Annotated in this window: 14 protein-coding genes; 3 read left to right on the forward strand and 11 right to left on the reverse strand. The window is 58.9% G+C overall.

The features are described from left to right. Nucleotides 1–11: 11 nt before the first annotated feature. Complete coding sequence (locus AB5Y71_RS11825; protein WP_368171645.1) at nt 12–1,490, reverse strand: P-loop NTPase fold protein; 1,479 nt, start codon at nt 1,488–1,490, stop codon at nt 12–14. Between the two features lie 363 nt (nt 1,491–1,853). Here AB5Y71_RS11825 and AB5Y71_RS11830 point away from each other — a divergent pair, with 363 nt between their 5' ends. Further along, complete coding sequence (locus AB5Y71_RS11830; protein WP_368171646.1) at nt 1,854–3,143, forward strand: diguanylate cyclase; 1,290 nt, start codon at nt 1,854–1,856, stop codon at nt 3,141–3,143. An 86-nt stretch (nt 3,144–3,229) separates the two neighbouring features. Here AB5Y71_RS11830 and AB5Y71_RS11835 read toward each other — a convergent pair whose 3' ends face one another. Further along, the gene (locus AB5Y71_RS11835) at nt 3,230–4,852 is read right to left on the reverse strand and encodes an acyl-CoA synthetase (RefSeq protein WP_368171647.1); all 1,623 of its coding nucleotides are present in this window, start codon (nt 4,850–4,852) and stop codon (nt 3,230–3,232) included. A gap of 664 nt (nt 4,853–5,516) precedes the next feature. On the opposite strand from AB5Y71_RS11835, the gene AB5Y71_RS11840 reads away from it, so the two are divergent. Beyond that, the gene (locus AB5Y71_RS11840) at nt 5,517–7,043 is read left to right on the forward strand and encodes a YfcC family protein (protein ID WP_368171648.1); all 1,527 of its coding nucleotides are present in this window, start codon (nt 5,517–5,519) and stop codon (nt 7,041–7,043) included. 62 nt (nt 7,044–7,105) lie between these two features. Here AB5Y71_RS11840 and AB5Y71_RS11845 read toward each other — a convergent pair whose 3' ends face one another. After that, nucleotides 7,106–7,294 carry a hypothetical protein gene (locus AB5Y71_RS11845; RefSeq protein ID WP_005345660.1) on the reverse strand — a complete coding sequence of 63 codons (189 nt, stop codon included), beginning with the start codon at nt 7,292–7,294 and terminating at the stop codon, nt 7,106–7,108. A 503-nt stretch (nt 7,295–7,797) separates the two neighbouring features. Between AB5Y71_RS11845 and AB5Y71_RS11850 the strand changes: the two genes are divergently transcribed. Further along, a complete protein-coding gene (locus AB5Y71_RS11850; protein ID WP_026035120.1) occupies nt 7,798–8,337 on the forward strand; it encodes a glycine zipper 2TM domain-containing protein in 540 nt (179 codons plus the stop codon). A gap of 115 nt (nt 8,338–8,452) precedes the next feature. On the opposite strand, the gene xdhC is transcribed toward AB5Y71_RS11850, so the two are convergent. From xdhC to ygfM, 8 genes are all read right to left on the reverse strand, one after another. Continuing rightward, nucleotides 8,453–8,938 (reverse strand): xanthine dehydrogenase iron sulfur-binding subunit XdhC, encoded by a 486-nt coding sequence (gene xdhC / locus AB5Y71_RS11855; protein WP_139402076.1) that lies wholly within the window; start codon nt 8,936–8,938, stop codon nt 8,453–8,455. Further along, the gene (xdhB, locus tag AB5Y71_RS11860) at nt 8,935–9,813 is read right to left on the reverse strand and encodes a xanthine dehydrogenase FAD-binding subunit XdhB (RefSeq protein WP_368171649.1); all 879 of its coding nucleotides are present in this window, start codon (nt 9,811–9,813) and stop codon (nt 8,935–8,937) included. The genes xdhC and xdhB overlap by 4 nt, the downstream gene beginning before the upstream one ends. Beyond that, nucleotides 9,806–12,124: a xanthine dehydrogenase molybdenum-binding subunit XdhA gene (xdhA, locus tag AB5Y71_RS11865; RefSeq protein ID WP_368171650.1), complete on the reverse strand. Its 2,319-nt coding sequence runs from the start codon at nt 12,122–12,124 to the stop codon at nt 9,806–9,808. The genes xdhB and xdhA overlap by 8 nt, the downstream gene beginning before the upstream one ends. Before the next feature lie 364 nt (nt 12,125–12,488). Beyond that, entirely contained in the window at nt 12,489–13,790 is a 1,302-nt protein-coding gene (locus AB5Y71_RS11870) for an NCS2 family permease (RefSeq protein ID WP_180343373.1), read from the reverse strand. Nucleotides 13,791–14,187: 397 nt separating this feature from the next. Next, nucleotides 14,188–15,504, reverse strand: coding sequence for a guanine deaminase (gene guaD / locus AB5Y71_RS11875; protein WP_368171651.1), 1,317 nt, complete (start codon nt 15,502–15,504; stop codon nt 14,188–14,190). A gap of 52 nt (nt 15,505–15,556) precedes the next feature. Continuing rightward, a complete protein-coding gene (locus AB5Y71_RS11880) occupies nt 15,557–17,080 on the reverse strand; it encodes a nucleobase:cation symporter-2 family protein (RefSeq protein WP_368171652.1) in 1,524 nt (507 codons plus the stop codon). 95 nt (nt 17,081–17,175) lie between these two features. Next, a complete protein-coding gene (locus AB5Y71_RS11885) occupies nt 17,176–20,073 on the reverse strand; it encodes a molybdopterin-dependent oxidoreductase Mo/Fe-S-binding subunit (protein WP_368171653.1) in 2,898 nt (965 codons plus the stop codon). Next, nucleotides 20,070–20,846 carry a molybdopterin-dependent oxidoreductase FAD-binding subunit gene (ygfM, locus tag AB5Y71_RS11890; protein ID WP_368171654.1) on the reverse strand — a complete coding sequence of 259 codons (777 nt, stop codon included), beginning with the start codon at nt 20,844–20,846 and terminating at the stop codon, nt 20,070–20,072. Before ygfM ends, AB5Y71_RS11885 begins: the two co-directional genes overlap by 4 nt. Between the last annotated feature and the right edge of the window lie 35 nt (nt 20,847–20,881).

The following is a 20,881-nucleotide window of genomic DNA, read 5'->3' on the forward strand; positions in this document are numbered from 1 at the left end:
TAGCCCATCTATCATAATAACAAAGTAGATAATTCGACCAATTCTATATAGTCAGAATTTTCCAACCCTTTACTTTTCAGACATACTTGATAATACACACCGCTGTCATCACACCTGACATCTGATTTTATAACAGTTATCTGATTCATTTCATTCAGCGCATACTTATTACTAGATAAGTAGTAATCATTGAGTGTTTTGTGAACCTGTATTATATATGCATAAAAGTCATCCACTTTCCAAACCACCTTTTCATTGCATCCTGACTGAACACCAGACCAATAACTAATCGTTAATGGCAGTTTAGCCTTACTTTTAAATGACAGCACAGTATCTTTATTCAGACTAATATTAGCAATCTCAGCATCTAAGAGAATACCACCATTACGAAGAATCATATATGCCGTAGAAACTTTTGAGTGCATAATAAGTAAGGCCGATAAATAGATAATGTCTATGGAATTCTCCGATACTGAATGCAATATAGCAAACAAAGTATCTAGGAATGACTCAACCTCTCTTGCAGAGAGATGGTATGCATCAACAATTTTTGCAAGTGCTTTAGAAAAGTCATTAGCATCTGAAAAGTAATGAAATGTTTTACTACATAAAAGCTCAAACCGATCTGCAACAAACTCTTCTATGAGAAAATGGCTAGGGCATTTATTCAAATAAAAACGTCTTTTGAAAAACCTGCCTAAATAAGTTTGGGCATCAAATCCCTCTCCATAAATTACTTTGATAGCATGTTGCAACTGCTCGGTATCCGTTGCCAGTACAAATACCACCCCCTGAATATCAAAGATATGCTTGATGGTTTCCAGCATTTCTACTGCATAGGAGGGACGACAACGATCCAGCTCATCAATCAGGATAAATGCAGGTGCCTGTTTCTTTTTCTTGCCAATAATTGCTTCGACCCACTGCTTTATTTCATGCTTGAGCAGCTGTACTGCTTCTGTCTTTTTTCGTGTGTCTTGAAAAAGTGATTCAACCAGTTTGCCCGCATCATCAGCCGTAATGACCTCTTGAACTTCATCGATATTGATGCCAGAGACTTTTTTAAACAGAGCCTTGGTTACTATCGGCGCAGTTGCTTTTAACAATGATGCCAATTTGGTCGACAGATAGGGGGAAAGCTGAGGGCTACCCGCTTCTGCTTTCAGTTGTTCAATGATCGACGAAATAACCGTCAATAAGGGATCATCGGAAAAATCCTGTTGCCAAGCATCGATATAGACGGTGGGATAGTGCGCTTTGAGCTCCATATACCAGCGTTTGATAAACCAGGTTTTACCCGCCCCCCATTCGGCATTGAGGTTAAGCACATAGTTGCGTTGCTTGCCTTCGGCGGCGAGGTAGTTGGTCAGAAATTCGGCATAGCGGGCGCGATCCAGCCGATCTGCGCTCAAACTCTCTTCGCTACCCGCAATGGCCCCCGGCCCGTCCCACTGAACTGCGTCATCCCAATTAAACGGTGCCACTGCCATCTCGAATCTCTCCATATTGCGTTGCTGAGGATGATATCAGGGGCACAGTGAAAATAGTTTGATTAAAGACCTGTTTGTTGCCCTTTCTGCCGCTCGGGGTGGCGTATTTGATTGCCGATTAATTTCTCTGGTGCTAACCAACGATGCCGGGCCGATAAAGAGGGGAACACGGTGATCTGCACAACCACAGACTCGGTTGATTGCCTTTGAGCTCGCCAACGATGACAACCGTGTGACATGGCGCAGAACTTGCGGAAATAAACGCGAAACCTGACCTGTTCGGTGCTTTATTTAAAGCTGTTGATCTCTGTTGCGCGTCTTGTTCAACCGACCCATCGTAGCGACCCAAGGATGGCTAGCCCCATGAAGGATGAACCCTTCTCTATCCAGTTACAGCATGAGCTGGATCACCTCAAAGCCATCTTCAACGAGACGGACGCCTACATGTTTACCAAGGATCTGGCGGGCCGTTACACCTATGCCAATCAGGCGGTGCTGGATCTCTTTGGCTGCACCCTCGCCGAGTTGCAGGGGCAGGATGATCGGGCCTTTTTTGATCTCGAATTCTCCGACACCATTCAACGCAACGACCGGTTGGTACTGGAGCAGCAACTCGCCATCGCCCAGGAGGAGATCAACTACCTCAAATCCACCGGGGAAAAGCGCTGCTACTGGACCGTTAAAAAGCCCATCCATGACAAGGATGGCAACCTGATCGGCCTGTGCGGCATCTCCACCGATATCACGGAACACAAGCTGATTGAGGCCCGCATGGCGGAGCAGCATCAGCTGCTGGAAATCATCCTCGCCAACGTGGATGCCCATATCTATATGAAGGACAGCCTGCACCGCTTTCTCTACGTCAACCAAAAGGTCGCCGACCTGCTGGGCCTTCCTGCCGAGCAGATCATCAATCGGCGCGATGATGAGGTGATCCCGGCTGCCAGCGCCTGCCAGCTGTGGCGACTGGACAACCGGGTATTCGAAACCGGCGAGCTGCAAGCCGGGGAAGAGATGCTGACCGATCCCGAAGGCAATCAGCACTACTACTGGTCGGTCAAGGTGCCCTTTCTGCTGGGGGATGGCACCCCGACCCTGATCGGTATCTCCTCAGATATCACCGAACTGCACCAGCTCAAGGAGCAGCTGCACCAGCAGTCGGTGCGCGATGGCCTCACCGGTCTCTACAACCGCCGCTTCTTTTTCGAGATGTGCGAGAAGAACCTCAGTCTGGACATGCGCCACCACCTCACCTCGGTGCTGATGGTGCTGGATGTGGATCAGTTCAAGTGCATCAACGATCGCTTCGGTCACCCCCTTGGGGATAGCGCGCTGGTGCATCTGGGCAGGGTGATGCAATCGGTGCTGCGCAGCGAAGATGTGCTGGCTCGTATCGGCGGCGACGAATTCGCCATTTTACTGCCCAATACCACCCTCCAGGCCGCCGCATCCCTGGCCGAGCGGCTGCGCCTGCAGGTGATGCAAAGCCCGCTGCCCCTGCCCGATGGGGATAAGCTGGTCATCACCATCAGCGCCGGACTGGTGGAAAATGGCGAAGGGGAGCTGATGGAGAGCCTCTACGCCCGCGCCGATCAGATGCTCTATCAGGCTAAACAGAGCGGCCGCAACTGCGTTGCCTGCAAGGCTCCCTAGCCACACCACGGGAGGGCCATCAGCCCTCCAGACCCCTTGTATCTCCCTCCTATGAATGGCTGTGCTGGCTCCTGACGAACAGGCCGCTACCCCAGCTGTTTGCGCAGCACAAATTTTTGCACCTTGCCGGTCGAGGTCTTAGGCAACGGGGTGAAGATGATGCGTTTGGGGGCCTTGAAGTGAGCCATCTGCTCCCGGCAAAAGGCGATCAACTCCGCCTGGGTGGTCTCTCGCCCCTCTTTCAGTTTCACGAAGGCGCAGGGCACCTCCCCCCACTTCTCATCGGGCATGGCGATCACTGCCGCTTCGTCCACATCGGGATGGCGATAGAGCACATCTTCCACCTCCAGACTGGAGATATTCTCCCCGCCGGAGATGATGATGTCCTTGGATCTGTCCTTGATCTCCACATAACCATCCGGGTGCCACACCGCCAGATCCCCACTGCGAAACCACCCCTCCGCCATCGCCTCGGCGCTGGCCGCCGGATTTTTCAGATAGCCCTTCATCACCACATTACCGCGCAGCACTATCTCCCCCATGGTTTTGCCATCTTTGGCCACCGGCTCGCCACTGACCGGATTGATAACCCGCATCTCCCCCTGCAGAGGCGACGCAACACCCTGCCGCGCCTTGAGGCGGGAGAGCGCCGTGGCATCCTGCCCCTGCCAGCTTCTTTGCGGTTCGCACAACACGCAAGGGCCATAGGTTTCGGTCAGGCCATAGACGTGGGTCACAGCGATCCCCATCGCCTCCATCCCGGCGATCACGGTGGCGGGGGGCGCAGCGCCAGCGGTCATCACCTTGATGGGGTGATCCAGCCCCTGCTTGAGCGCCGGATCGGCATTGTTGAGCATATTGAGCACGATGGGCGCCGCGCAAAAATGGCTCACCTTGTGCTCATGCAGCGCCTCATAAATGGCGGACGCCTGCACATGGCGCAGGCAGACGCTTACACCGGCGGTGGCCGCCAGCGTCCAGGGGAAACACCAGCCATTGCAGTGAAACATCGGCAAGGTCCAGAGATAGACGGGATGTTTGGGCAGCTCCCAGGAGAGTACGTTGTTGATGGCGTTGAGGTGGGCGCCACGATGGTGATAGACCACCCCCTTGGGGTTGCCGGTGGTGCCGGAGGTGTAGTTAAGGGAGATGGCCTGCCACTCATCTTGCGGCAACCAGCCGGGCTCATCGCCACTCCCTTGCGCAAGGAACTGTTCATAGTCGAGGTCACTGATAAGCGCCCCCTCCCGGTAGAGGGGATCATCGATGGCGATGACCAGCGGTTGGCTCTCCAGCAGACCCAGCGCCTTGCGCACCACGGCGCCAAACTCCCTGTCTACCAGCACCACCTTGCTCTGGGCATGCTGGAAGATAAAGGCCATCGACTCTGCATCGAGCCGGGTATTGATGGTGTTGAGCACGGCGCCGCTCATGGGCACCCCGAAGTGGGCTTCAAACATCGCCGGGATATTGGGCGCGACGATGGAGACGGTATCCCCCTCCCCGATGCCGCTAAGCCTCAGGGCCGAAGCCAACTGGCGACAACGGCGGGCGGTCTCGCCCCAGCTCTGGCGCAGCGAGCCGTGGATCAGCGCCGGATAGTCGGGATAGACCCGCTCCGCCCGCCCCAGAAAGCTGATGGGGGTCAGGGCCTCAAAATTGGCGGCGGTTTTGGCGAGGTCGCGCTCATAGATGTTCTGCACTGTCATCGGATTCCTTCCTCACAAGTGGCACAAAACGGGCAGTTTCGGGATGATTCAGAGATCAGCAAGCGACATGGGCATCCTGCCCGTCACTGGTCTCTTATGGGGATGACAGCCTAACAGCGAGCCTGCAGCGGCAGGTATTAGCAAAACGTCTTAGACAGGAGCTGCCGCCTGCCAACAGGGCCCCCTGTGTTCGTTGCAAAAAATATTTCGTTACTGGAACGTGTGCCATTTTTTCACAGGCTGTTTTTGGCGAATAACGAAAAATGACGATGGTGGAATATTATTCCACCAAAGCTGCTTTATATGTCATTCCATTCATCTCGGTACGCACTATTTTCATGACCTTTATTTAAGGCAAAGCACGTTAAATGAAAGCTGAAATAGTTATTGCATAATAACCTTTATTTCATATCAGCTGTTAAATCCATGGAAAATAAATTTTGTGAGCCATCCCATAAAGCGAGCATGGCGCCATGTTCATCCAGCCGCGCACGGGTTACGGTTACAACGTGAAACAATCTACCGGATGTTCAATATCAGGCCAGATTTCTCGCCAATCACTACGCAATACACAGTGAGTTTGCGTACCTTGGATGTATGACGCAGAAACCCTATCGACCCGATATTCCGCCGAGCCCAAACCTGCTTTATCAAGGAGCATTTTATGTGTGCCGTGCCGAATACCACACCACGCAGACAATTCCCTACTGCATTTACCATTCTGTTTCTTATTATGTTACTGGCCATTGCGCTGACTTGGATAATTCCGGCGGGCGCCTATGCCAAGCTCTCTTATAATCCGGCCAGTGAAAGCCTGATGGTCAATAGTCCACAGGGGGAAATTAGCCGACTTCCCGCAACCCAGGATGCCCTGGCAAAACTCAATATCAATATTGCGGTGGAGCAATTTACCAACGGTACCATCCGCAAGCCCATCGCCATTCCCGGCACCTATGCACGGCTGGAGCAAGCGCCCAAGGGGCTCGGTGACGTAGCAGTCAGCATGGTCAAGGGCACCATCGAGGGGGCGGATATCATCGTCTTTATTCTGGTGCTCGGGGGGCTGATCGGCGTCATCAACAAGACAGGTGCCTTCAGTGCGGGACTGGTCGCCCTCTCACACAAAACCCGGGGCAACGAGTTCCTGTTTGTGGCGCTGGTCTGCTTCGTGATGGCGCTGGGAGGCACCACCTGCGGACTGGAGGAAGAGGCGGTCGCCTTCTACCCCATACTGGTGCCCATCTTTCTGGCGCTCGGCTATGACTCCATCGTCTGCGTAGGGGCCATCTTCCTCGCCGCCTCCATGGGCACCACCTTCTCCACCATCAATCCCTTCTCGGTGGTGATCGCCTCCAATGCCGCCGGCATTCCCTTTACCGAGGGGCTGATCTTTCGCGCCGTCGGCTGTCTGGTGGGCACCCTGGTGGTGATCGGTTATCTCTACTGGTACTGCAAGAAGATCAAAGCCAATCCAGCCTTCTCCTACACCTATGAGGACAGAGAGAGTTTTCGCGCCCGTTTTCTCAAAGAGGGTTCTATGGACGAAGGGGTGCCCTTCACCCTGCGCCGCAAGATCATTCTGACCCTGTTTATCCTCGCCTTCCCGCTGATGGTGTGGGGCGTCTCCATGGCGGGTTGGTGGTTCCCGCAGATGGCGGCCTCCTTCCTGACCATCGCCATCATCATCATTTTTATCTCGGGCCTCAAAGAGAAAGAGGCGGTCGAGGCCTTTACTCAGGGGGCGTCGGAGCTGGTGGCCGTTTCGCTCATCATCGGACTGGCGCGGGGGGTCAATCTGGTGCTGGATCAGGGGATGATCTCGGACACCATTCTGGCCTACGCCTCCGATCTGGTCTCCGGCATGCACGGCGCCGTGTTCGCGGTGGCGCAGATGCTGGTGTTCACCCTGCTGGGGCTGGTGGTGCCCTCCTCCTCGGGGCTCGCAGTGCTCTCCATGCCCATCATGGCGCCGCTGGCAGATACCGTGATGATCCCCCGCTATATCGTGGTGTCGGCCTACAACTGGGGCCAATACGCCATGCTGTTCCTGGCCCCCACCGGACTGGTGCTGGTCACCCTGCAGATGCTCGGCATCCAGTTCAACAAGTGGGTCAAGTTCGTGCTGCCCATGGTGGGCTTTGTGCTGGGATTTGGCGCCCTGATGCTGGTGGCGCAAGTGATGTTGGCCTGATGGGCCTGTGATACATGAGTGACAACACCCCGTGCCTGGCGCGGGGTGTTCTTTTGTCAGCCTTAGTGGCGCACCCGCCCCTGCTGGCGAAAGCAGTAGAGTTTAAGGCTGATGTCGGCGATATCGGCGGGAAGCTCCTCTCCCTGCTCGGCCAGGGGCCGGTAGAGGGATGAGAGCAGACGTTCGGCCTGCTGCACCGTGATGATGTTGGCCTGAATGGCCGGGGTGATCCAGCTGGGTAACATTGACATATCTCCCCCTCGTTGATCCGGTGATCTCGGGTGAACGTCTTCATTTCAGGCCTTACGCGGTTGTCTGCCGACCCGTTCACCCTCTGCTTCACTCAATCAAAGCAAAATGCTTGCCGTGATCTCTTATCGGCCAACATCCGATGGGGCTGGAGCCATTTATCAACCACTTGCGTGACCATCTCAAAGAACAGAACGCCTGTTCAAGGTCACTCCCTTGACCTGTCCCCGTCAGCACTTTGCCACTCTGGCATTCTGCTCACCGCCCGCCTTGCAAATTGCGACTCGAATTGCTCCTTATCACACTGGCAAAGCCCGCCATGCGCCGGAAACCGGTCACTTTTAGTCCGTTGTCGCCAAAGCCAGACACTTTTCCATGGTGGCTACTTTTTGACCTTGCCAGTGCCTGTCGCAGGCTCATCCCCATCGCCTTGTCCGGCCAACCGGTTATGACAAGATGGCGCCAGATTGGAACAGCCCGTATGGGTATGCAGGAGAACAACAAGATGAACAGATCCATGATGGCAGGTATCGGTATTGGCATCGCCTCGGCCCTGGCACTCTCGGCGGCGGCCAGCGGCTCCCTCTTTACACCCCAACCCACCTTTGCCGAGGTGATCGCCAGCAAGCCGATCACCGAGACCATCAAGACTCCCCGCCAGGAGTGTCGCAACGTCACCGTGACTCACCGCAAGCCGGTACAGGATGAGCACAAGATCCTCGGCACCGTGGTGGGCGCGGCGCTGGGTGGCGTGGTCGGCCACCAGTTTGGCGGCGGCAGCGGCAAGAAGGTGGCTACCGCCGCCGGGGCGGTCGCGGGGGGTTATGCCGGTAATCAGGTACAGGGCAATATGCAGGCGGGGGATACCTACACCACCACCGAGCAGCGCTGCAAAACCGTGCAGGATACGAGCGTCAACACAATTGGCTATGACGTGACCTATCGCCTCGCAGGTCAGGAGGGGGTGATCCGCATGAAGCAAGCCCCCGGTGCAACCATTCCGGTCAAGGATGGCAAATTGGTGATCGACCAGCCAAAAGTGTGATTTCTCCTGACCCCACTCAGCAGCAGGCCCGCCTCTTTCGAGGCGGGCCTGTGTTTTGGGGAAGGCTTGTTTCCTTTTTCAAACAACGGCACTCAGGGTCATTGCGCCCGGTCAGTTACCCCTTGCAGCACTTCTTCACCGCCCGTACCACGTTCTGATAGCCGGTACAACGGCACAGATTCCCCGACAACCCGCGGCGGATCTCCGCCTCAGTCAGCGGACGGCGTTCGGTCTTGTCGAGCAGAGCCGCGCTCGCCATCACGAGGCCCGGGGTGCAAAAACCACACTGCACCGCCCCCTCGTCAATAAAGGCCTGCTGCACATCGGAGAGCTCATTGCCTTTGCGCTCCCCCTCCACGGTACGAATGGATTTGCCATCGGCCCACACCGCCAGATAAAGACAGCTGTCGATAGCGGTGCCATTCACCCGCACGGTACAGGCGCCGCATTCACCGACACTGCACCCCTCTTTCACGCTGATAAGCCCCTGCCCGCGCAAAAAGTGGAGCAGCGACATGGTGGGCGGCACTGCATAGGAGTAAGGCTTGCCGTTGATCTCGCACTGGATCTCCACAGCGGGACAGCTTTGCGGTTGCATCATAGGATCTTGCCTCCGGCACGTTCGACTGCGCAGGCGACCACCCGCTGCGCCAGGGTTTTGATAAGGTGCAGGCGAAACTCCTTCTCCGCCCGCCAGGAGGAGCGCGGCGCCACATCGGCTACCACCGCCTCGGCAATCGCGGCCAGTGTGGCGCGATTCAGGGGTTGCCCTTCAGCTGCAGCCTCCGCATGCGGCGTTCGGATCGGGGTCGGGGCCGCCACCCCGTAGGCCAGCCGCAGACTCTTGAAGTGACCATCCTCAATCTGGCAGTAGGCGGCGCAGCCGATGGTGGCAATATCCATGGCATCGCGCATGGCATATTTGAAGTAGTGGGAGCCCACATGGGGGTGCGTATCCGGGGCAAAATGAAACGCCACCAGGATCTCCGCCGGTTGCAGCGCAACCTTGCCGGGGCCGGTGTGAAAACCGGCGATGGGGATGCGGCGTGTGCCATTGGGGCCGGCGATTTCCAGCTCCGCTTCCAGCGCCACTGTTGGCGCCGCCGAGTCGGCACTGGTAGCGCCGTTGCAGATATTGCCGCCATAGGTGGCGACGTTGCGGATCTGCGGGCCGGCGATGGTGGCGGCCGCCTCGGCCAGCATCGGCAGGCGGCGCTGCACCAGTTCGTTCTCGATGAGCTCGGTAAAGGTGGTGCCAGAGCCGATGCGGATAGAACCGTCAGCCAGCTCACTCACCCCTTTGAGTTCGGGCAAGTCGTGAATATCGACGATATGGCGATAGGCGGCGTTGAGGTGATGGAGCTGGATCATCACATCAGTGCCACCGGCCAAGAGGCGCGCCTCGGGATCAGCCTGACGCAGGGCGACCGCCTCGGCCACGCTGTGCGCCTTGTAGTAACGGGCAATATCAAACATGGTGTTGCTCCTCCCCTGATCCCTCGCCAATCAAACCCGCCGCGACAAACTCCCGGAACAGGGTTTTGGGGGTGATGGGCAACTCGTTGATGGCCACCCCGGTCGCCATTCGAATGGCGTTACGGATGGCGGGGCCCGGCGAGATGATGGGCGGTTCCCCCAGGGATTTGTGGCCATAGACCGACTGGGGCTCATAGGTCTGCACGAAGTCGCATTCAAGCTCCGGCAAATCCAGCATGGTGGGGAACTTGTAGTCGAGCAGGTTGGGATTGCGCACCACGCCGCTCTTGGCATCGATGATCATCTCCTCGAACAGGGACCAGCCGATCCCCATCCCCATGCCGCCGTGCACCTGCCCCTCCGCCAGCTGCGGGTTGAGGATCTTGCCCGCATCGTGCAGGTTGATGATGCGATTGATGGTCACCTTGCAGAGATCGATATCGACGCTGAGATCGACAAAGGTACAGCCGAAACTCGGCGGGTTGGTGGTGGTCTTGTGGGAGACCTCGGAGGTAATCTGGCCGCCGATAGTGAGGTGGTAGTAGGCGTTGACCGACACCTCGGCAACGCTGATAAGTACTTTCTCCGGCGCACCGGCCAACACCACGTAGCCATCGATCAGAGTCAGCGATCCCACATCCTGATGGCAGAGCTGGGCTGCCAGCGAGAGGATGCGGGCCCGCAGTTGCAGCGCCGCCTGATGAATCGCGGGGGCCGCCACATAACTCTGGCGTGAGGCGAACGAGCCAGGATCATAGGCAGTAATGTCGGTATCCTGAGTCGAAATGACCCGGATCTGCTCAAACGGAATGCCCAACGTCTGGGCCGCCATCTGGGCAAAGACGGTATCCGATCCCTGCCCTATCTCGGTGGCGCCGATCTGCAGATTGACGGTGCCATCCTGATTGAGCAGCATGCGGGCACCGGCGATCTCCACCCCCACCGGATAGGTGTTGGAGCCGTAGCTAAAACACGCAACCCCAATGCCACGCCGCACCCGACTTGCCGGATCCTGCCCCAGACATTCGGCCTTGAGCCGATCCCACTCGAACATCTCGCGGCCACGCAGCAGGCAGTCCGGCAACCCGGCGCTGTAGATGGTCTTCTGGTTGACCTGATTGACGTCGCCTTCCCGCGCCACGTTGGCGATCCGTACATCAAGCGGATCCAGCCCCAGTTTGGCGCAGGCATCATCCAGCATGCACTCGAGGGCAAAAATCACCTGCGGCGCGCCGTAACCGCGCATGGCACCGGCGGTGGGCAGGTTGCTGTAGAAGGTCTTGGCGTCATAACCGAAGGCGCTGCGCGGATAGAGGTAGCTGATCTTGTTGCCCCCAGCGCTGGCGATGGAGTGGCCGTGAGAGGCATAGCCGCCGGTGTTGGAGAGCACATCAAGCTGATAGCCCTTGAGGGTGCCGTCGCGGTTGAGGCCTATCTTGCCGTCGATTGCAAAGCCGTGGCGGGTGCGGGAGGCAAAAAAGCACTCTTCCCGGCTCAAGGTCACCTTGACCGGCACGCCGCCGAGCTTGTAGCTCAGAAACGCCGCCATCGGCTCTTCCAGCACATCCTGCTTGTTGCCAAAACCGCCGCCCATATAGGGCTTGATCACCCGCACGCTCGACCAGGGCAGACCGAGGGATTTGGCGACCCGGCTGCGCACTATCTGGGGGATCTGGGTACTGCTGACGACGATGATGTGGTCCGGTTGATCCATGTAGGCGTAGCAGGTCACCGTCTCCAGATGGCAGTGCTGCACCACTGGCGTCCGGTAGTGCCCCTGAAACTGCAGATCGGCCGCCGCAATGGCCTGCTCCGGGTCATTGGCGCGAAGCTGGCTTTGGCGCAGCAGATTGCCGCTCGGGTGAATGGGATAGGCACCGTCGGCCAGCGCACTTTCGGCATCCGTCATCACCGGCAGCGGTTCGTAGGTCACCTTGACCAGCTCGGCCGCTTTTTCGGCCACCAGCGGATCGCGGGCCACTACGATTGCCACCCCATCGCCGAAGTGGCGTACATGGTCGGTGAGCAGGCGGCGGTCTTTCACATCCCGTTTGGCCTCATCGAGGGACCAGGCGTGACCGGCAGTGCGAAAACAGGTGGTGGGGACATCTTCATGGGTGAACACGGCTTCGACCCCGTGCAGGGCCAGCGCCTCGGTCGCGTCGATGGCGAGCACCTTGCCGTGGGCAATATTGCTTCGCACGTACTTGGCGTGGCGCATCCCGAGCATGATGTTGTCATCGGTATAGCGGGCGCTGCCGGTCACCTTGGCCTCGGCATCCACCCGCTTGAGCGGTAATCCTATGGACATATGCAAGTCCTTTTTCGAATGGAAAAATCTGGAACCGGCATAAAAAACAGCAAGATATGCGCCTGTTTCCCGCCATCGTCAGGAGAATGGGGAGAAGTGTGAAGGGGATCCCATCTAGCCTGCTTTTGTTGGCTCGCAGCGACAAGCCAAGGGCAGCCCCTGAGCACACGGGGCGTATCGTCGGTGAAAAAAACGGCAGAGCGAGGAGAGCAAAGGTGGAAGCCTATCAATCTGGTAGGGGGATTTATCAAAATGGTATCGCGATGGCACCAGCGGCTAAGGCATGGTAACCAGCGTTGACGGTCAGAGCGCCGCAGATATAAAAATGGGGCCGCCAGAGCGACCCCAAACAGGCGGGTTATCCCTAAATAGCCCACCCCCCAGCATAAAAGAGCACCAGTGCCAGGGCGATGACCACGGTGCCGACGTTGAGCTTGTGCCACTCCTTCGAGCAGATGCGGCCGATCACCAGCGAGCTGAAGCCAAGCATGATGCCGGTGACAATATTGCAGGTGAGCACGATAAAGACCGCACACACTAGCCCGGACATGGCCCCGACAAAGTCATCGAAATCGAGCTTGGTGACGTTGCTCAGCATCAAGAGCCCCACATACATCAGGGCCGGTGCAGTGGCATAGGCGGGCACAAGATAGGAGAGCGGCGAGAGGAACAGCATCAGCAGGAACAGGCCGCCGACCACGGTCGCGGTCAGGCCGGTTTTGCCTCCCGCCGCCGTGCCCGCCGCCGATTCGATATAGACGGCAGCGGGGGCCGCCCCCACCAGACTGGAGAAGATGCTGCTGACCGAGTCGGCACTGAGCGCCTTGCCGCTGTTGATGATGTGACCATCCTTATCGAGCAGGTTGGCCTGCCCCGCCACGGCGCGGATGGTACCGGTGGCATCGAATACCGCCGTCATCACCAGCGCCAGCACGCTGGGCAACACCAGCGGCGAGAGGGCCCCCATGATATCCAGACTGAAGATGAGGGACTTGCCCTGATCGTCCGAGAGGCTCGGCAGGGCGAACAATCCCTGATACTTCACCGCCGGATCGAAGATAAGGCCGAAGATGGAGATGGCGATGATCACCAGCAGGATCCCCCCCGGTACTCTCAGCTTCTCCAGCCCGAAGATCACCGCAAGGCCGATCAGGGACATAATGACCGGCATCGAGGTAAAGGCCCCCAGCGCCACCGGCAGCCCCTCGAGCGGGTTCTTGATCACCAGCCCCACCCCGTTGGCGGCGATAAGCAGCAGGAAGAGACCAATCCCGATGCCGGTGCCGTGGGCAATCCCCATCGGCAGGTTGTCGAGGATCCAGCTACGCACCCCGGTCACCGAGATAGCGGTAAACAGCACCCCCATCAGGAAGACGGCCCCCAGCGCCACCGGAATGGGGATCTGCTGCCCCAGCACCAGACTGAAGGCGGTAAACGCTGTGAGGGAAATAGCGCAGCCGATGGCCATCGGCAACTTGGCCCAGAGCCCCATCAAGAGCGAACCGAACCCCGCCACCAGACAGGTGGCGACAAACACGGCGCCGGGAGGAAAACCCGCCTTGCCGAGCATGCTCGGCACCACGATCACCGAGTAGACCATGGCAAGGAAGGTGGTGAGGCCCGCCAGCACCTCCTGTCTGACATTGCTGCCCCGCTCGCTGATCATAAAGTAGCGATCAAGAGCCGTGAGCGGCTGTTGCTTTGCTGCGCTCTGGCTGGCGTCATCATTGGCCAGCTGTTCCACGCTGTTTGTCCTGCTGTTTGCTTGGGTCATACCCAACTCCTTCACACGCGCCTGAATGTTCCATGACGAAATGGCGACAGGATCTGCGGGTCTGCCGAGCGCCAGTTTGATGAAAAACAGGCGATGGTGGCAGAGGATGCGACAGACAGACCAGGGCTGGCAGCCTTGACTCAAACGTTTGCCTTGCTGGTCAAAAAAACCGGGCCATTTCACGTTCTATGCGGGGAGATCCCCTGTGGTGCGGCAAGACTGGCGCCCCTGTGGAGCACGCCAGCCGCCGTATTCGTTGGGGCTGCGCCGCGGCAGCTCACTACAAGCCCTACCCCCGTTCATGCACCAGCTGGCCATCCACATAGGTGCGGTAGATGGATCTGTCATCCCCCAGGGTCAGCAACACAAAGAGCTTGTCCCGCAGGGTGGTGGAGTTGTCATAACGCAGCTGCTGCAGCGGGGTGGCGACCGGGTCGAGCACCACGAAGTCCGCCTCCTTGCCCACCGCAAAGCTGCCGATCTTCTCGTCCAGCCCCAGCGAATGGGCGCCGCCCAGGGTGGCCAGATAGAAGGCCTGATAGGCCGAGAGCCGCTCACCCTGTAGTTGCATCACCTTGTAGGCCTCGTTGAGGGTCTGCAGCATGTTGAAGGTGGTGCCCGCGCCAATGTCGGTGCCCATCCCCACCTTCACCTGCTTGCGCCACGCCTTGTGCAGCTTGAAGAGCCCGCTGCCGAGATAAAGATTCGAGGTGGGACAAAACGCGATGGTGGATCCGGTCTCCTTCAGGCAATCCCACTCCTGCTCTTCCAGATGGACGCAGTGGGCAAAGACGCAGTTGTGGCCAGTCAGGCCATGCTGGTGATAGACATCGAGATAGCCCTGATGCTCTGGGAACAGAGATTTGACCCAGGCGATCTCGTCCTTGTTCTCGCACAGATGGGTGTGCAGATAGGTGGTGGGAAACTCTTCACGCAGTCTCCGCGCCATCGTCAGCTGCTCGGGTGTCGAGGTGGGTGCAAATCGTGGTGTGATGGCATAGAGCAGTCGACCATTGCCGTGCCAGCGCTCGATAAGCTGCTTGCTCTGCACATAACTGCTCTCGGCGGTATCGAGCAGATAATCGGGGGCATTGCGATCCATCATCACCTTGCCGGCGATCATCCGCATATTGATGCGGCTCGCCGCCTCGAACAGGGCATCCACCGACTCGGGGTGAACGGTGCCGAACACCAGCGCCGTGGTGGTGCCGTTTCGCAGCAGCTGCTTGATAAAGAAGGTGGACATCTCGCGGGCATATTCGAGATCGTTGTAGCGCCGCTCGGCCGGGAAGGTGTGGCGGTTGAGCCACTCCAGCAGTTGCTCGCCATAGGCCCCTACCATCTCGCTCTGGGGATAGTGAATGTGGGTATCGACAAAGCCGGGCACTATCATCTTGCCGCGATAATCGCGCACCCGCACTTCGGCCGGAATGCGATCCTTCCCCTCCTCCCACTCACCGAACCAGTCGATGCAACCGTTGCGAATGATCAGCAGACCATCCTCGATAAGACGGGCGTTGGACTCAATCTCCTCGGGCTGCTCCACCACCCGGGTGATATCGAAGAAGCTGCCGCGTACCGCTTTGACAGAGTTGTCGTTTTTCATAACCGTTTCCCTGTTTTTCTTGTTCTGTTGACGTTTTTTGCCGGTTTAACCGTCAGATCCGTTCCACTTGTGGCGCCACCGCCTGCCCGGGCACAGGCTCTGGTGACCCCTCACCCTTGCTGGCCGATGGCTGGCCCGCACTGCGGGCGGTAAAGATCACATCCGGCTTGTCGCTCAACTGGATCACCTCCACCGCCTCGGCATCCCTGACGGCCGCCTTGCGCTTGCGGCTTTGCGGCAGCACCAGATTCATGATGATGGCGGTGATGCCGCCGGCGCAGATGGGGTTCTCCACCAGCATGTAGATACCCGCCGGCAGCACCTTGAAGACGTTCGGGTCGTAGGAAACGCCGAGCCCAAGGCCCAGCGAGGTGGCGACAATCAGGGTCTCCCGCCGATCGAAACCGTGGCTGATGATGATGCGACCACCGGCGATGGCAATCATGGAGAACATGATGACCATGGCGCCCCCCATCACAGGTGACGGGATAGTAGTGAAGAAGCGCCCTACTACGGGGAAAAGCCCCAGCAGCACCAGGATGACGGCGATAAACTTGCCCACATGGCGTGACGCCACTCCGGTCATCTGGATGACGCCGTTGTTCTGGGCAAAGGTGGTGAGTGGCAAAGAGCCGAGAGCCGAGGCGATCACCGATACCAGACCGTCCGCCAGTACGCCGCCGGAGAGCCGTTTTTGAAACTCGGGGCCCTGAATATCCCGGTGGGAGACCATGGCGGTGGCGGTGATGTCCCCCACCGCCTCCAGCACGCTCAACAGATAGATGGTGCCCGCCAGCATAAAGGCGTGAAAATCGAAGGAGAAACCGTACTTGAACGGGATCGGTACCGTAATAAGCGGCAGGTTCTCAAGGGCGGAGAAATCCACCATACCGAGCATCAGGGCCACCGCATAACCCACCATCAGGCCGATGGCAATGCCGCTCATCCGCAGCAGCGGGCTTCGGCTGCAGTTGAAGGCAACGATGACGCAGAGCACCAAAAGCCCCAGCCCGATGTGCTCATATTTGCCAAAGGTGCCGCTGCTCATGGCAGAGAAGCCGCCGCCAAAGTCGATGATCCCCACCTTGATAAGGCTCAGGCCAATCATCAGTACCACTACCCCACTCACGGTCGGGGTGATCACCCGCTTGAGGTAGGGCAGCACAAAGGAGGAACCAATCACCAGAAAGGCACCGACAAAGGAGACCCCGAGCAGGGTCGAGACGATCAGCTCCTCGTGGATGCCATCTTTTTTCATGGCGCCGCCGAGCGCGATCATCACGGTGACGAAGGAGAAGTTGACCGACTGGATGGATAGCAGCCCAGACCCGATGGGGCCATAACGGTTTACCTGCAGCCAGGTGCCGATACCGGAGGCGATCATCGCCATGGAGACCAGATAGGCGGTGATCTCGGTGGAGAGGCCCAGGGCGCTGCCGACGATCAGCGCCGGGGTTACCATGGGAACAAAAATGGCCAGCAGATGGGTCACTGCGCCCATCAGGGTTTGATAAAACGGGGGGTTGTCTTCCAGCTCGTAAATGAGATCCGAGTGCTTGCGTGTTGTTTTAGACATCGTGTTTGTCCCATCACACAGAATGTAGGCGGAGTACTCATTCCGCCGTCAGGCGCTGGGGGCGAGCTGGCGCCCGCCCCTCACCTTTTCTTTTGTTATGCCGACACTTTTTGCTCCAGCTTGCCCAGTTCGCGCAGGATCTGCTCCGGCGTGAAGTGCCACTTGCGCAGCCAGACACCGCAGGCGTCGTGGATGGCGGTGGCGATGGCAGGCGCCGCGCCGTTGACCCCGATCTCCGAGATGGACTTGGCGCCGTAAGGGCCGACCTTGTCGTCACTCGGTACCAGGAAGGCCCGGAAGTCGCGCGGAATGTCGCCAATCTTGGGCGCGCCATAGCTCTTCAGATCCCGGGTGAGCGGAATGCCCTTGCCGTCGTAGCAGATCTCCTCGGTCAATGAGTGGCCGATGGCCCGCATGGTCGCCCCGTAGATCTGGCCGAGCGCCAGTTCCGGGTTGATGGGGGTGCCGCAGTCGAGCAGGGCGTAGAACTTGTCGAGCCGGATCTCGCCGGTTCTGACGTTGACCGCCACCTCGGCGAAGTTGGCCCCGTACGGGAAGGCAAGCTCAGAGGTGATGTAGCTGGCGGTGCCCACGAGGATACCGAAGCCGGTACCGGTCTCGGCCTTGTGGGCCAGCTTGGCGAGGCTCACCTCCCCCAGCTTGCCGCGCACCACGCCCGGGAACGCCAGTTCAACATCTGCTACCGGCTCGCCCAGCATGGCGGCACCGTGGAACAGGATCTTCTCCTTGAGGTTCTCGGCCGCCTTTTTGGCCGCGTTGCCGGAGAAGCAGGTACCTGACGAGGCGTAGGCCCCCTTGTCGAACAGGGCATGGTCGGTGTCGCCGGAGATGACATGCACATCCCCGAGCGGGCAATGCAGCACTTCAGCAGTCAGCTTGGCCACCACGGTATCGAGGCCGGTGCCGATATCGGCACCACCGGAGTGGACGATAAAGGTGCCGTCCGATTCCAGCTTGACCATGCAGTTGGCCTGATCGATGTCCGGGATCCCCGATTTTTGCATGATGATGGCGACGCCACGGCCGATGCGCCAATCTCCATCGGCGGGTTTGGGGCTATCCCACGCGATCAGTTCGCGACCATGCTTGAGGATGGGTTCGAGGGCACAGCTGGCCGCGTGGGGCACAGAAGTCGGCATCTTGCCCTCGCCGATGGCACCCAGCACCTTGAGGATGTCCCCTTCATGCACCCGGTTGTGCTCCACCATGTCGAGCTGATCGATGCCCAGTTTCTCGGCAAGTTCCGCAATCGCCATGGTCAGCGCGAAGTTGCCCTTGGGCGCGCCGTAGCCCTGATAGGCGCCGGTCGGGCAGATGTTGCTGTAGTAGGTGTTGACGGTAAAGCGCACGTTGTCGCACGGATAGAGCGGCAGGGAGAGCGCCGGGCCGTTGCTCGGCACCGTCAGAGAGTGGTTGCCGTAAGGACCGGTGTTGGCACGAAAATCCATTTCGATGGCGGTGATGGTGCCATCTTTCTTGGCCCCCACTTTCACCTTCACTTTGGCCACATGGCGGGAGGTGTTGCTGATGAACTCCTCTTCACGGGTGTAGCGGAAGGTGACCGGACGGCCGGTGACCTTGGTCGCCCAGGCACACACCTCTTCCAGCAGGATATCCTGCTTGGAGCCAAAGCCGCCCCCTACCCGCTCCTTGATCACATGCACCTGGTGCTGCTTCATGCCGACGATGCGCGCCACCTGACGACGCACGTGCCACGGCACCTGGGTGGAGGCGTGAATGACCAGACGATCGCCATCCATGTAGGTGAAGCAGATGTGCGGCTCGGTCGGGCACTGCTGGGCCTGGGTCGATTCGTAGGTGCGCTCGACAATCTCGTCCGCCTCTGCAAACCCTTTGGCCACATCACCGATCTGGCCATGGACGCTGGCGGCCAGGTTCTCGTGGGGGCGGGAGCCGATGGGGAAGTTGATGATCATGTGCTCGTCGCCGCGGCGCACCGAGCAGGCGTTCTGCTGCTCGAGATCCGCAGGTGCACCGGCCATGTAGACAATGGGCTCGTCGTGCACCAGCGGCGCATTGGGGGCTATCGCCTCATCGATATTCATGACCGCTGGCAGCACCTGATACTCGACCTCGATGAGTTTCAGCGCTGCCAGCGCGACTGCTTCGCTCTCGGCCACCACGGCGGCGACCCTGTCACCTACGTGGCGCACCTTGCGGCTGAACATACGGCGATCAAGCGGTGACGGCTCGGGGGCACTCTGGCCACCCGGGGTGTAAAACACATCTGGGCAGTTGAGATGGGTAATGACATGCACCACACCCGGCAGCGCTTGCGCGCGGCTCACGTCGAGTTTGGTGATCACCGCATGGGGATGGGGACTGCGCAGCATCTTGATGATCAACGCATCCTCGGTGACCCTGTCTTCCACGTAGCAGGGCTTGGCCTGCACCATCTTGGCGGCGTCCACTTTCGGGCAGCTCTTGCCGATATGGCGCAGATCATCGCGAAACTCCGGGGCGATCTGGCACAGATAATCCGGGTTCTTCATCCGCGAGCAGGCAAGCTCGATGGCCTGATAGAACTGCTGGTAACCGCCATCGCGGTGAAACAGGCCCGAGAGGGCATCGTCGATTTGATCACGGGTGGGCTCGGGATGGCGATCAAGCAGGTCGGTGACGATCAGCGCGGCGGCCGGATCGTTGTAACCGGACTGCACCACGCCCACATCCACCATGGCCTGCTGCACCAGACTGAGCTGGTTCCAGCTACCGAGCGACTCGGCGGTGCGCACGTCTGATCCATCCAGCTGGGCGGCGATCAACAGGGAAGCGTTGATCACCTTGCCGTTGAAGAGAATGGCGTCGGAGCCGGCGAAGCCGAAGCCGTCGTCGCTGTTGCGCACCGAGTGCATCCGGCACTGGTTGAACAGCACCCGCTGGGCATTGTCACCGGCCTTGCAGATGACGGTGCGCAGGGCACCGTTCAGGGTAAAGTTGAGTTCCATCATGCTTGCACCTCCTGCTGCTGGCAATCCACCAGCAGATCCGCCACCACTACCCCGCTGATATAGCGCTTGTAGGTCACGCTGCCGCCAAGATCCTCACGCGGTGCAACCAGCTCGCTCACGGCCGCCTCCAGCGCGGCATCGTGCAGATCGCGGCGCTCCAGATCCCGCAGGCGCATCGGCTGCGGCGTAACACCAGCGACGGCGACCCGCATCTCACCAAGGGCATCGAGGGCCACCGCGGCGGTCATCACCGCCAGACCGTCGGCGTTACGGCTGATGCGGCGAGTGGTGCAACGCAGCGCGGGCTCCGGCAGCACCACCCCCAGCACCAGCTCCTTGCGCTGGCCGGCCAGATAGGCATCGATGGGTTGCAGCTGGTTGTTCTCCAGCACGACCACCGCTTCGAGTACCAGCAGCACCGGCAGCAAGGGGGAATCCTGCTGCTGGCAGGCAATTTCGCCGCCAATGGTGGCCTGATTGCGCAGATGGCGGGAGTAGACAAACCCCAGCGCCTCGCACAGGGCGGCCGGGGTACGGGGGTCGTCTTTGAGGGCTTGCAGGGTGACAGTGGCGCCGATGTGGAGTTGACCGTGCTGCTGCTCAATCTGGCCAAGTCCGAGCTTGTCCAGCGAGATAGCGACCTTCTTGTCGGTGCGGGTCGGGGCTGCGTTGAGCTTGCTGCCGCCCCCCATGTAGACGGCGTCGTTGCCAAAGCGGGCCTTGAGTTCCAAAGCCTGACCCAGTTGCTCGGGTCGGAAGAATTGCTCAATCATGTGTCGTCCTTACTCTTGCTGCCCGCCGCCGGGAA

Origin of the sequence: Aeromonas sp. R9-2, from assembly GCF_040908025.1 — a bacterium.
GTDB lineage: Bacteria > Pseudomonadota > Gammaproteobacteria > Enterobacterales > Aeromonadaceae > Aeromonas > Aeromonas veronii.